The following is a 12,526-nucleotide window of genomic DNA, read 5'->3' on the forward strand; positions in this document are numbered from 1 at the left end:
GGACCATGTCAGGACAGCCTGATCTCGTGGCCGGCCCGCGCCGACTCGTAGATCCCGTCGAGCATGCGCATGATCTCCGTGCCGTGGGAGACGGGGGCCACCTGCTCGGCCTCTCCCAGGCACAGCGAGACGAAGTGCGCGATCTCGTTGGCGAACCCCTCGGCGAAGTCGAAGCTGAGGTGGTCGATCTGCGGTCCCACGTTGAGGATGGTGTCGTGCATCTCGGTGGCGATCCGAAGCTCCGGTTCGAGTTCCGCGCCACCGCGCTCACCGAACACCGCCACTTCGAGGCGGTCCTCGATCGCGTGCAGGGAGTAGCTGGTCTCCAGCGTCAGGGACGCCCCGTTGTCGAACCGGATGAAGGCCGCGGCGAAGTCCTCGACGTCGCTCTGGGCCGGGTCGTAGTCCGCGACCTTGTACCGCGACAACGACGTGACGTTCGCCCGGTTGCCCAGCCGAGCGTGGGTGACCGCGCTGACCGTGACGGCCCTGGGGGTGCCCATGAAGTACCAGCAGAGGTCCAGGACGTGCACGCCGATGTCGATGAGCGGCCCCCCGCCGGACCGCTTGTGGTCCGCGAACCAGCCACCGGGGTTGCCGAGCCGTCGGATGTTCGTCGCGCGGGCGTGGTAGACGTCGCCCAGCAGCCCGCTGTCGACGAACGACTTGAGGACCTTGGCGTTCGCGCCGAAGCGCCGGACGAAGCCGACCTCCAGGTGCCTGCCGCTGCGCTCGACGGCCTCGACGAGCGCCTCGGCCTCGCCGGCCGTACGACTCAACGGCTTCTCCACCAGGACGTGCTTGCCGGCGTCGAGCGCCGCCGTGGCGATCTCCGCGTGGCTGTCGTTCCACGTGCAGATGCTCACCGCGTCGATCTCGGGGTCGGCGAGCAGGCTGTCGAGCGTCGGGTGCACGCGGGTCACGCCGAAGGTCTCGGCCTTCTGCGCGCTCCGCTCGTGGTTGACGTCGAACACCCCGACGAGGTGGACGTCCGGGTTGGCGGCGTACGCGCCCAGGTGCATCTCCGCGATGCTCCCGACGCCGATCACGCCCACGCCGAGCCGGCTCACTTGGCCGCCTCCGCCTCGGCGAAGAGCCGCTTCGCGTTGGCGAGACCGATCGGGTTGGCCATCAGGCACTCCTCGATGCCCTCGAACTCGATGGACACGAAGCCGTCGTAGCCGGCGTCGACGATGCCCCGCACGATCCTGCGCATGTCGAGGTCGCCGTAGCCGACGATGGACCCGAGCAGGTAGGTGCCGCCCGGGGTGTGGTGCCAGCCGTCGCCGGGGTACTGCGAGCGGACGTAGAAGTCCTTCAGGTGCACGATGCTGGCGTACGGGGCGTTCTCGGCGACCGCCACCACCGGGTTGTCGTCCACCGACATGAAGTTGCCGACGTCGAGGGTCGTCTTGAAGTTCGGCTCGTCGACGAGGTGGATGAGCCGGCGTACGCGCTCACCGCCGTTCATCAGCAGCCCGTGGTTCTCCACGCTGGTGGTGATGCCGTACGGGGCGGCGTACTGGGCGATCTCCTTGCACGCCTCCACCATGCGGGGCAGCAGCGCCTCGAACTCGGCGACGTCCTTGGCCCGGTGGGCCCACTTGGCGACGTCGTGGCGGAAGAGGGTGATGTCCAGCGCGGCCGCCACCTCGATGTGCCGCTTGACCCGCGCCATGTTCTTCGCCGCGTCCTCGCCGAGGAGGTCGGCCGGGACGACGAGGTTGGACAGGGTGACGCCCTGGTCGGCCGCGCGGGTCTTGATCTCCTGGACGAATCCGGGGTCCTGGTCGAGGGTGGAGGTGTCGTTGGAGATCTCCGGGGAGAGCGACACCGTCGCGATCTCCATGTGGGTGGCGTCGCTGGCGCCGATCCAGTCGATGACCTCGAGGAGGCTCATCCGGCCGGTGCGCAGGTGCTGGTAGAAGGAGTAGGAGCTGAAGCCGAACTGCACGGGTACTTCCTTCGGTCGGGTTGGAGGGGTCAGGACGAGAGCGCGGCGTACTGGCGGCGTCGTTCCGCCTGGCGTGCCGGGTCAGGGATGGGCGACGCCATGAGCAGCCGGTTCGTGTACGCATGGCGCGGTCGTGACGTGACGGTGTCACCGTCACCGGTCTCCACGATGCGGCCCTTGAGCATGACCGCGACCCGGTGGCAGATGTAGCGCACCACCGACAGGTCGTGGGAGATGAAGAGGTACGCGACGCCGGTCTGCTCCTGGATGTCGATGAGCAGGTCGAGGATGCGTGCCTGGGTGGAGAGGTCGAGGGCGCTCACCGGCTCGTCGCAGACGATGAGTCGGGGCTTCAGCGCGAGGGCGCGGGCGATGGCGATGCGCTGCCGTTGCCCGCCGGAGAACTCGCGCGGGTACCGTCGTCCGGCGTCGGCTTCCAGGCCGATCTGGCCCAGCAGCTGACCGATCCGCGCGGAGGCTTCGGCCCCGGGCACCCCCTGCGCCCTGAGCGGCTCGGCGAGGATGCTCTCGACGGACATCGCCGGGTTGAGCGACGAGTACGGGTCCTGGAAGACGACCTGGATGTCCCGGCTCAGGGCCCGGCGGGCGCGTCGGTTCGCCCGGGTGATGTCGGCGCCGTCGAACGTGACCGTGCCGGCGCTGATCGGGGCGAGCCCCAGGAGCGCACGGCCCAGGGTCGTCTTCCCCGAGCCGGACTCGCCGACCAGGCCGACCGTCTCTCCCGCCCGGATCTGCATGGAGACGTCGTGCAGCGCGTGGAAGGACGGACTGCGCCACCGGGACCCGCGATAGACGACATTGACGTCGCGGACGTCGAGCAGTGGGGCGCCGGAATCGTCGCGGGTGCTCATGACTGCGCCTCCTGAAGGTCGTCGCGCGACCGCCGGGGAGGGGCGTCCTCCAGGGTCGCGTCCAAGAGCATGCGGGTGTACTCGTGCTGCGGGTCGGCGAAGAGTTCGGCGACCGGTTGCTGCTCGACGACGAGGCCGTCCCGCATCACCGCGACCCGGTCGCAGAGGTCGGCGACCACACCAAGGTTGTGGGTGACCAGGATGAGGCCCATGTTGCGCTCCCGTTGCAGGTCACGGAGGAGTTCGAGGACCTCCGCCTGGACCGTGACGTCGAGGGCGGTGGTCGGCTCGTCCGCGATGAGCAGCTCGGGATCGCAGGAGACGGCGCCCGCGATGAGCACCCGCTGTGCCATTCCGCCGCTGAGCTGATGGGGGTAGGCGGCGAGCGTGCGGGCGGGGTCGGGAATGCCGACGCGTTCGAGCAGGTGCAGGGCCCGCTCGGTCGCGGCCTTCCTGGACAGGTTGAGCTTGCGCCGCATCGGCTTCGTCAGCTGGGCACCGATGGTGAAGGACGGGTCCAGGTTGGACATCGGCTCCTGCGGTACGTAGGCCATCTTCGGCCCGCGCAGCTTCTGCAACTCGCCCTCGCGCAGCCCGATCAGGGATTGCCCGTCGAGGGAGAGGTGTCGGGCGGACACGGAGGCGTCGGGTGGCAGGAGTCCGAGGATCGCGAAGGACGTCTGGGACTTCCCGGAGCCGGACTCCCCGACCAGGCCGAGCACCTCTCCTCGCGCGACGTGCAGCGACACGCCGCGCACCACGTCCTTGGTGGCTCCGTCCTCGGTCACGTACCGCACCGACAGGTCCTCGACGCGGAGCAGGGTGTCCGCGGGGAGGGCGGTCGCGGGCGTACGGTCGGTTTCGCCCTGGGTGACCGTCTTGTCGTCCCGGCGGGCGGACCGCGTCGCCTGCTTGGCCTTGGGTTTGCGGCTGACCCCCAGCGAATCCGCCAGGGCCGTGCCGAAGAGCACGAGTGCCATGACCGTGAGGCCGATGGCGACGCCGGGTGCGATGACCAGCTCGGGCGCGCGTTGGAAGTTCTGGAAGGCGTTGCTGAGTTCGCCACCCCAGCTGGGGCGCTGCGGGTCGCCGAAGCCGAGGAACTCCAGGCCGGACTGGACGATGATCGCCATGCCGAAGATGAACGAGGACCGTACGAGGACCGGCCCCAGCACCACGGAGAGCACGTGGCGGAAGATGATGCGCAGGTCGGACAGCCCCGCGACGCGGGCGGCGTCGAGGTAGAGCTCCTCGCGCACCGCGATCACGGCGCTCCGGGTCAGCCGGAAGATGTCCGGCGACGCCAGCACGCCAAGGGTGATCATCGTCGGGGCGAGGCCGCTGCCGAGGGAGGCGATGACCACGATGATGATGAGGATCTCCGGCAGGGACATCAGCATGTTGAAGATCCAGCTCGACACCCCGTCGAACCGCTTCGCGTGGTAGCCGGCGAGGAGACCTGCGGGAATGCCGCACAGGAGAGCGACGGCGACCATGATCGCGCCCGCCTGGAGGCTCACCCGGCCGCCCCACAGGAGGCGGCTGAGGATGTCCCGCCCGTTTCCGTCCGTGCCGAGCGGGTGGTCGCCGCTCGGCGGTCGGAGCGCCTCCGAGAGCACGACCAGGTTCGGGTCCTGCGGGGCGAGCAGCGGCGCGAGGATGCTCGCCGCGACGATGGCCAGCAGGACGCCGCCCGCCACCACGCCCATGGGGTTACGCAGGAAGGAGCGGAATCTCCTGGCTGTCAGGCCCGCGCGGGCCGTCACGTCGGCGCTCATGCGTTCCGTACCTTCGGGTTCAGTGCGGCGTAGAGGATGTCGACCGCGAGATTGACGAGCACGACGACGAGCACGGTGAAGAGCAGGACGCCCATGATGACGGGGATGTCACTGTTGCCCGAGGCGTTGATGGCGACGGCGCCGATGCCCTGGAGGCCGAACACCCGCTCGATGATGGCGGCGCCGCTCATCGCCGCGATGAACTGGAGGGAGAGCATCGTCAGCGCCGGCGGAGCCGCGTTGCGCAGGACGTGGGTGAGCAGGATGTCGCGCTGCGAGAGACCCCGGCTGCGCAGCGTACGGACGTAGTCCTGGCTGTTGACGGTGATCACGGAGTTCCGCAGCTGCTGGGCGATCGCGGCGATCGAACCGATCGACAGCGCGACGATCGGCAGGGTGATGGACCAGAGCCAACCGCCGGGTGAGTCGCCCAGGTGGACGTAGCCCGTGGCGGGGAACCAACCCAGTTGCACGGCGAAGACCAGGGCCAGGATGATCGCGACCCAGAAGTTCGGCAGACTGAAACCGAACACCATGAACACCTGGAGTACGCGGTCGAACGTTCCGGGTCGGGTCGCCGCGAGCAGCCCGAGCACGACACCCAGCACCGCGGCCACCAGGACGGCACCCAACGCGAGGGAGACGGTGACCGGCAGCCGCGTCACGATGAGCTCGCTCACCTCGGCGTTCTGCGCGGACGAAACCCCCAGGTCACCGCGTACGACCCCGCTCAGCCAGCTCAGATACTGCTCGACGAGCGGCCGGTCGAGGCCGAGTTGCTCCCGCTTGACCGCGACCTGTTCCTCGGTGGCGTAGAGGCCCAACGCGCCCCGGGCCGGATCGGAGCCGGTGAGCATGAGGAAGAAGAACATCCCCGTCACGACCGAGAACGCCAGCAGCAGGCCCGTGGCCAACCGCCGACCGATGAAGCCCAGCATGCCTGCTACCTCCTAGATGAGCTGTAGTGATCCACCGGATGGGCCGGCCCGTCGTCCGACCCATCCGGGGTTGATCGGCGGTTACTTCGCCGGGGCGAAGAAGCGGAGGCTCGGCATGAGCTGCGCCTGCTGCATGGTCACGTCGATGTCCGACTTGAACAGGTAGACGTTCTCCTGCGTGACGATCGGCGCGAACCAGGCCTGCTCGACGAGGTGGGTGTTCAGCTCCTTGTAGAGGGCGGCCTGCTTGTCACCCTGCGCGGCCGGGATCTCCTTGAGCAGCCGGGTGACGGTCTCGTCGGTGTACTTGAAGTTGTTCCACAGCGAGGTCGGGGTGAGCTTGTTCAGCACGTCCGTCCACGCCGGGATGTTCGTGGAGAACGAGAGCATGAACGCCGGCTGGCCCTTCAGGGTCTCCAGGCCGCCGTTGGCGAAGCCGTTGACCGGCACCTGCTCGACCGTGATGCCCACGTCGCCCAGGTACTGGGTGACGATCGGCACCAGCGGGGACATGAAGCCCTCGCTGTACGAAATCTTGATCTTGAAGCCGCTGCCGTAGCCCGCCGCGGCCAGCAACTCGCGCGCCTTCGCCGGGTCGTACGGGTATCGGGCGTTCAACTCCGGGACCCACGCCTCGCTGGACGGGTTGAAGGTCTGGGTGGAGACCTGGCCGAAGCCGCCGTAGTGGGTGTCGAGGATGGCCTTGCGGTCGAGCGCGTGGTTGATCGCCTGCCGCACCCGCACGTCGCCGAGTGCCGCCGACGCCTTGCCGGCACGGTCCTGGAGGATGATCCCCTGCCACTCGCCGGGCACCGTCTTGACGGTGAGCCCGTCGGTCTTGGCCTTCGGCACCATGTCGGAGGTGCCGTACATGAACTGGATCTGGCCGGTGGCGAGCGCGTTGTACCGGGCGGTGAACTCCTCGTACGGGCGGATCACGACGTTCTCGAAGGGGAACGCCTCGCGGTTCCAGTAGCCGTCGCGCGCCTTGAAGGTGTACTTGACGCCCTTCTCGGAAGCGCCGGAGTCGTACGTGTAGGGCCCGGAGCCCACCGGGTTGGAGGCGATGGTGCCCGAGCTGAGCGCCGTGGGGCTCGCCATGTATCCCAGGTACGTCGCCAGGGCGGCCAGGAGGCCGGGGCTGGGCTCGCTGAGGTGCAGGCGCACCGTGGCCTTGTCCACGACCTCGACGCGCTCGATCGCCCGGGCCGCCTCGGAGGCGCTGCCCGCCCCCTTCTTGCGCGCCTCGAGGTTGACCTTCACCGCGTCGGCGTCGAAGGCGGCGCCGTCACTGAAGGTGACGCCGTCGCGCAGCTTCAGGGTGAGCTCGGTGAGGTCGGCGTTGTACTCGTACGCGGTGGCCAGGTTGCCCTCGATCTTCGACTCGGGCGTCTTGCGGAGCAGCGGGTCGTAGACGGCCTCCGCGTAGTGGATGACCGCGCCTTCCTTCATCTCGGCGGGGTCCCAGGTCAGCACGTCGCCGTTGTTGCCCAGTACGAGCTGGGACGAGCCTGCTTCATTCGCCTGCCCGCCACCGCTACAACCGGCGAGGGCGAGAGCGACTACGGCAAACGCTGCCGTCAGCGTGCGTGTCAGTTGCACCGTGTTCCCTTCTATTGCTGCAAAGCCAGCGCCGGTCGGCGTCGCTCCAAGTGACGGGGATCGGATCGTGCGGTTCAGGCGATCCCGAGTTGTTGGCTCATGACCATGGCGGTCGCGCCGCGCAGGACGATGTCGTCGCCGAGCTCCGAGAGCCGCAGGACGATGTCGCCGTGGACCTCTGTCAGGGCGCGCTGTCGGATGGTTTCCATCGCCGCGGCGGCCAGCGGTCCTTCCAGCACCCGGTGCGGCCCGCTGAGGACGATTTCCGAGACGTTGATGGCGGCCACGATCGGGGCCAGCACGGAACCGAGGGCTTCGCCCGCGGCGGCGAGGACCCGGGTGTGCTCCGCATCGGTACGGGCTTCCGAGAGGTCTTCCTGGATGCGCCGGGTCGACAGCCAGGTCTCGAGGCAACCGAACTTTCCACAGACACAGGCCCGCTCGCTGGCGGTGTCCACGACCACGTGGCCGATCTCGCCGGCCGCGAACCTGCTGCCCAGGACGGGCGTGCCGCCGAGCAGCAGGCCCGCCCCCACGCCAACACCGACCCGCACGAGGAGGGTGTCCGCCGCGCTCTCGCCGTAACTGCGCTCGGCGAGCGCGGTGGCGTTGGCGTCGTTCGACACCACCACGGGGCAGGCGAAGCGCCCGGTCAGCACCGAGCGGAGGTCGAGGTCCTTCCACCCCAGGTTGGGTGCGCTGAGGACGACGCCACCGAGGTCCACGATGCCCGGGGTGCCGATGCCGATGCCGAGCAGCGGCGCCGTCACCTGTTCGCGCAGCGCCCCGACGAGACCGACGACCTTCGCCAACGCGTCGGCGCCGGCGCTGCCCTCGATCTCGACCTGCTGACGAGCCACCACTGAGCCGCCGAGGTTGAACACGGCGCCCCGGTAGAGCGTCGAGTGGCTCAGATCCACGGCGATCGCCTGGTAGGCGTGCTCGTTGAACTCGAGCATCATGGCCGGCTTCCCGGGCCGCGTCCCCGCCCGCGTACCCACCTCGACCACGAGGTCGTCCGCGAGGAGGTCGCTCACGACGTCCGAGACCGAGACCCTCGTCAGCCCGGTGCGCCGCGCCAGATCCGCCCGGCTGTGCGGCCCCTCCCGGTAGAGCATGCGCAGCAGCAACTCGCGGTTGTGCACACGGGCCTGCTCCGGGAGCACCTTCTCGCCGGAGCGGACCCGGGCCGGAACCCGGTCTCGCCGCACGGTCCCCACCGCGCGGCCCTGCGGCTCCGGCGGCGTGGTCCCCGTCTCATCAATGCACGTCACACGGTTAGTACAGGCGGCTAACAAACCGCCGACAAGAACGCGGCTCGCGTTGTTCCCAAGTTGTTACATTCCCATGGCCCGGTTTTTGCGGCAGCTTCGGCCAGTCAACACCCCTGGTAGAGCCGCTGGTCACGGCTCTGGGCGAGCCCAGCAGCGCGCCGACGAGCCGGCACGACGACGAGGAGGGACACCGCGGGCGCCGACTCTCCGATAGGGTCCAACCGGAGTCCCACCAGCCTGCTTCGGGATCGATCGCCGGACCACGTCCGACCCCGGCCCGCCAAGATCCAAAAGGCCCTCAGCGGGCCGCGGCCGGGAGGGCAGTTGACCTCCCGGCACCGTCCGCGCCGCCCGGCCTGACTCTTCCCGTACGCCGAAAGCCCCGCCATGGACGGCGAGGCCCGCTCCTCGCCTGAGCTGCCGGTTCCTCCTACGGCGCGAAAGCCGAGAGTCGCAACCGGCCGCCTTCCGGTAACCTGAGCGCGCGGGCCGCTAGCTCAATGGCAGAGCTGTGGACTTTTAATCCATAGGTTCAGGGTTCGAGTCCCTGGCGGCCCACTTTTCCGCAGGTCACCGGCCCTGACCGAGCTTTTGAACGCCGCGATCAGGGCCGGTACAGCAGCGAAGTACAGCAGTAGGCCGTTCACCGGTCCAGCGCGCTGCCAAGCCGCTTGAGGGCGTCGCGGGTGGCCGCTGACGACACCACCGTGTAGATCTCCATGGTGATGGCGAACTGCGCGTGCCGAAGGATCTGCATCGCCACCCGGGGATGCACGTCCAGGTCCGCCAGGAGCGAGGCGCAGGTCCGCCGGGCGTCCCGGACGGTGATGCGCCGGCCGCCGGCCGCGTCGCAGCGCCGGTCCCAGAAGCGGTTGAAGTTGCGCGGCTCGACCGGACGGCCGTAACGGGTGGTGAAGATCAGGTCGGAGGGGTGCCAGGCCGGGCCGGCGGCGTCCCGGGCGGCGTTCTGGGCGGCACGGCGGCGGTCGAGCACCACGGTGCAGATGTCCGGCAGCGGCAGGGTGGCGTCCGAGGCGGCCGTCTTCGTCTCCCGGTGCAGCAGTTCGGCACCGACCCGCTGGAGCTGCCGATCGATGGTCAACTCCCCCGCGTCGAGGTCGACGTCGGCCCAGGTGAGCCCCAACATCTCGCCCTTGCGCAGACCGAGCACCAGGACCAGGACGTACGCGGCGTAGAGCGGATCGTCGTCGGCGCGGGCCGACTCCAGGAAGCGCCGCGCCTCGTCGCTCGTCCATGCCTTCCGCTTGCGCTTGCGTACCGGTGGCAGCTTCACCAGGGACGCGACATTGCGGGTGATCAGCCCTTCGGTGATCGCATGGGAGAGCAGCGTCCGGAGCACGGTCCGCAGATGGGTGACGCTCGTTGGCGACGGCCGATCCTGGCAGCAGCGGCCGAGGGCACAGCAACGACGCTGGGCGGGTTTGCGCCGCTCGTCCTTGCCCTGGGCGCAGCACTGGCAGGTCCGCCCGACCTCGTTGATCCACGTCTGGACGTCGCTCACCCGGAGCTTGTCGAGGCGCTTCCGGCCCAGTCCCGGCACGAGGTAGAGCCGGACCACCACCTCGTAGGTGACGTAGCTGCCTGGGGCAAGGTTCGGCTTGACGATCTCGCGCAGCCAGTAGCCGGCGTACTCACCGACGGTCGGGGAGCGCGTCGCCACCGGGCCAGTCTTGGCCTGGCCGTGCAGCTTGATCCACTTGTCGTGGACCTCCTCGCGGGTCTTGCCGTAGACCCACTTCCGGCCCCGCTTGCCGTCGGGCTTCTCGACCCAGACGTACGCGGCGAAGCCGTTCCGGTACGGGAAGATGGAGCCTTCGCCGTTGGCTCGACTACGTCCCGGCATCAGGCCGCCTCCTGCCGCTCGACCTGGTCACGGATGTAGTCGTCGACCCATTCGGGGAGGATGCGGCGGTACTTGCCGTCCTTGATGGAGCGCAGCTCGCCAGTGGCGATCTTCATCTTGACCTTGGAGATGCCGAAACCGAGCAGAACGGCGACCTCGGCGGGCGAGTACCAGCGCGGGGTGAGGTCTCTGCTCATGCGGCGGCCCCGACGAGCCAGGCTTCGTGGGCGAGTTCTTCCCGGCCGATGCGTCTGGCCTGCCGGCGCTGGGCGGCTGCGGTGTTGGCCAGGAGCGCATCGCCGTCGGTGAGCCACCCGGAGCCGGCGTAGGTGAGAACGCCAACCGTCACGGTGTCGGTGGGGTCGTCGTCCTCGGCGCGGCGGAAGGTCGCGCGGATATCCCGAAGCAGGCCGAAGGTGACGGAGTAGCGGCGGGCCTTGGTGAGGAAGTGACCGCCGAAGCCGAGCATGTGCGCCCAGCGACGCAGCCCGGCGTAGGCGTTCGGTTTGGTGTCAAGGCTGCCTTGACGGTCGCCGGCCGTTGCGGCGCCGCTGGGTGTTTCGCTGCTGGTGAGCCGCCCGAGGTGCCAGCAGGCGTCGATCAGGCGGGCGAGGTGGTCACCTTCCGGATCGGCGTAGTCGTCGATCGTGGCAGGGGTGAGTCGGGTCGATTGGTGGCCGGTGGCTTCAGTGGCCTTGGTGGCGTACTTGGCCAGGTAGGCGGCCACCTTGCCGTCGGTGAGTTCGCCGCTGGCGCTGTTGATGCGCCGGACGTCGACCTGCTCGCCCCAGGCGACCGCCCAGCCCCGTGGCTGGTCGGGGTGCGGGGGCGTGGTGACGGTGATTTGGCGTGCGGCGGCGTAGACGGCTGCCTCCAGGTCGTCGGCGGTGATGCCGGCCGGCGGCGGCACGAGCGCGTCCAGGTCGTCGGAGTCGACGCCGTCGAGGCGCAGTAGGACGTGGAAGTGCACGGCTGCCCGCCGCTGCATTTCGGCGACCTTCCCGTGCGACACCCGGACCGGCGGCAGCCGGCGCACCTTTCCGGAGTCGGTGATGACCTGGGCGAAGGGGATGCCGCGTCGGCGGCACAGCGCGGCGAGGTGCCGTTCGATGGCCTGCTTGGTGCGCCGCCACAGCTCGCCCGAAAAGTAGTTCCAGACGACCTGGTGGCCGTGGTCGTAGCAGTCCAGGCACAGCGGCTGCCCAAGCCGCGGATCGTCGGCGTCGTGACGGGCGAAGCACGCCGCCGGCTGCCCGTGCCGGCAGGTGCCGGCGCTGCTCCGGGCACGGCAGGGAGCCGGACGGCAGTCGCAGCGCTGCCGGTTGGTGCAGGTGTGGCGGGGGACGTGGCGGTGGTGGACCGGGCCGAAGGACGGCGCGGTGAAGGTGGCGAAGACGACCGGGTGCCGACCGACCGAGGCGGGGACGCCTTTGCCTCCGGTCAGGCCGCAGCGCACGACCTGGTAGGCGTCGCCCTGGTAGACCCAGGCGCAGTCGGGGCAGTGCGATTCACGGCGGTTGCCGCACGCCTTGTAGAGCGCCCCGTCGGGCATCTCGTCGGTGTGCTGCTCGCCCAAGACCCGGCCGGTCTGCCGATCGACAGAGGCGATCGTGCCGGTGAGGCGAACAGGGCGGGCGCAGCCGCCAGCGGTGCGGGTGTGCTCCAGCCAGCCGGAGAACTCAGGCATGGCGGCACGGTGCAGGGCTTGGGCGTCACGGCCGCTGGCAACGCCGGGACGGAACAGGTCGAGGGGTGTGGACACGACTCTCCTCACGGGGTGGCAGGGACGGAAGACGAAGCACCACCAGCCGTGGACGTTTGTCCGCTGGTGGTGTTCGTCGTGTCTCCTGGCACCGCCGGAAGGGCGGCTCACGCCGGAGGGCGGTTGGCTGGTGATGCCAGTTCCCGCCGATAGGTCATGTCCTTTGCGCTCGTGGGCCCGGTGATGAGGGCCGGCACGGGGTGGGGAGCCTGGGATGTCGGCATTTGGCGGGTTGCCGCAGGCTGCCCCCACCCGTGGAGGTGAGCAAATCCGGGCCATCGTGGACGGCAGGGACGCCGTACTGGGCCGCTCAGCGGATTCGGGGAACCGGCACAGCGGCCGGTGCGATTGAGAGCCGGCGGGACCTGGCCCGCATCAGCGGCGGGAAGGCCGCTCGGAATCTCCGACGCCGAGTCCAGCGGTCTGGCCAGAGGGCCGCGCTGGCGTGCTCGACAAGCGCCAGAGTAGCACCGGGTACCGAC

At 69.5% G+C, this 12,526-nt stretch carries 10 protein-coding genes and 1 tRNA gene; 1 reads left to right on the top strand and 10 read right to left on the bottom strand.

Annotated features, from left to right (window positions below):
- Positions 1–8: 8 nt before the first annotated feature.
- The 7 genes from ACTMS2_RS01115 to ACTMS2_RS01145 form a co-directional block, all read right to left on the bottom strand.
- Positions 9–1,070 (bottom strand): Gfo/Idh/MocA family protein, encoded by a 1,062-nt coding sequence (locus ACTMS2_RS01115; RefSeq protein WP_441173639.1) that lies wholly within the window; start codon positions 1,068–1,070, stop codon positions 9–11.
- Complete coding sequence (locus ACTMS2_RS01120) at positions 1,067–1,954, bottom strand: sugar phosphate isomerase/epimerase family protein (RefSeq protein ID WP_441173640.1); 888 nt, start codon at positions 1,952–1,954, stop codon at positions 1,067–1,069. Before ACTMS2_RS01120 ends, ACTMS2_RS01115 begins: the two co-directional genes overlap by 4 nt.
- Positions 1,955–1,983: 29 nt before the next feature.
- A complete protein-coding gene (locus ACTMS2_RS01125) occupies positions 1,984–2,826 on the bottom strand; it encodes an ATP-binding cassette domain-containing protein (protein ID WP_357661266.1) in 843 nt (280 codons plus the stop codon).
- Positions 2,823–4,604 (bottom strand): dipeptide/oligopeptide/nickel ABC transporter permease/ATP-binding protein, encoded by a 1,782-nt coding sequence (locus ACTMS2_RS01130; protein ID WP_441173641.1) that lies wholly within the window; start codon positions 4,602–4,604, stop codon positions 2,823–2,825. The genes ACTMS2_RS01125 and ACTMS2_RS01130 overlap by 4 nt, the downstream gene beginning before the upstream one ends.
- Positions 4,601–5,542: an ABC transporter permease gene (locus ACTMS2_RS01135; protein WP_441173642.1), complete on the bottom strand. Its 942-nt coding sequence runs from the start codon at positions 5,540–5,542 to the stop codon at positions 4,601–4,603. The genes ACTMS2_RS01130 and ACTMS2_RS01135 overlap by 4 nt, the downstream gene beginning before the upstream one ends.
- An 81-nt stretch (positions 5,543–5,623) precedes the next feature.
- Positions 5,624–7,144, bottom strand: coding sequence for an ABC transporter substrate-binding protein (locus ACTMS2_RS01140; RefSeq protein ID WP_441173643.1), 1,521 nt, complete (start codon positions 7,142–7,144; stop codon positions 5,624–5,626).
- A gap of 74 nt (positions 7,145–7,218) precedes the next feature.
- Positions 7,219–8,442: an ROK family transcriptional regulator gene (locus ACTMS2_RS01145; protein ID WP_441173644.1), complete on the bottom strand. Its 1,224-nt coding sequence runs from the start codon at positions 8,440–8,442 to the stop codon at positions 7,219–7,221.
- Positions 8,443–8,904: 462 nt separating this feature from the next.
- On the opposite strand from ACTMS2_RS01145, the gene ACTMS2_RS01150 reads away from it, so the two are divergent.
- Positions 8,905–8,976, top strand: a tRNA-Lys gene (locus tag ACTMS2_RS01150).
- An 85-nt stretch (positions 8,977–9,061) separates the two neighbouring features.
- Here ACTMS2_RS01150 and ACTMS2_RS01155 read toward each other — a convergent pair.
- From ACTMS2_RS01155 to ACTMS2_RS01165, 3 genes are read right to left on the bottom strand one after another with little or no spacing between them, the layout of a single operon-like run.
- Positions 9,062–10,282: a tyrosine-type recombinase/integrase gene (locus tag ACTMS2_RS01155; protein WP_441173645.1), complete on the bottom strand. Its 1,221-nt coding sequence runs from the start codon at positions 10,280–10,282 to the stop codon at positions 9,062–9,064.
- Positions 10,282–10,479 (bottom strand): excisionase family DNA-binding protein, encoded by a 198-nt coding sequence (locus ACTMS2_RS01160; protein ID WP_113973362.1) that lies wholly within the window; start codon positions 10,477–10,479, stop codon positions 10,282–10,284. Before ACTMS2_RS01160 ends, ACTMS2_RS01155 begins: the two co-directional genes overlap by 1 nt.
- Positions 10,476–12,044 (bottom strand): replication initiator, encoded by a 1,569-nt coding sequence (locus ACTMS2_RS01165; RefSeq protein ID WP_441174072.1) that lies wholly within the window; start codon positions 12,042–12,044, stop codon positions 10,476–10,478. Before ACTMS2_RS01165 ends, ACTMS2_RS01160 begins: the two co-directional genes overlap by 4 nt.
- Between the last annotated feature and the right edge of the window lie 482 nt (positions 12,045–12,526).

This window comes from Micromonospora sp. SD12, assembly GCF_052068495.1.
Taxonomy (GTDB): Bacteria; Actinomycetota; Actinomycetes; order Mycobacteriales; family Micromonosporaceae; genus Micromonospora; species Micromonospora echinofusca.

Coding starts and splice junctions, on each gene's coding strand:
- ACTMS2_RS01125 (WP_357661266.1), bottom strand. CDS start 2,826: ATGAGCACCCGCGACGATTCCGGCGCCCCACTGCTCGACGTCCGCGAC.
- ACTMS2_RS01130 (WP_441173641.1), bottom strand. CDS start 4,604: ATGAGCGCCGACGTGACGGCCCGCGCGGGCCTGACAGCCAGGAGATTC.
- ACTMS2_RS01135 (WP_441173642.1), bottom strand. CDS start 5,542: ATGCTGGGCTTCATCGGTCGGCGGTTGGCCACGGGCCTGCTGCTGGCG.
- ACTMS2_RS01155 (WP_441173645.1), bottom strand. CDS start 10,282: ATGCCGGGACGTAGTCGAGCCAACGGCGAAGGCTCCATCTTCCCGTAC.
- ACTMS2_RS01160 (WP_113973362.1), bottom strand. CDS start 10,479: ATGAGCAGAGACCTCACCCCGCGCTGGTACTCGCCCGCCGAGGTCGCC.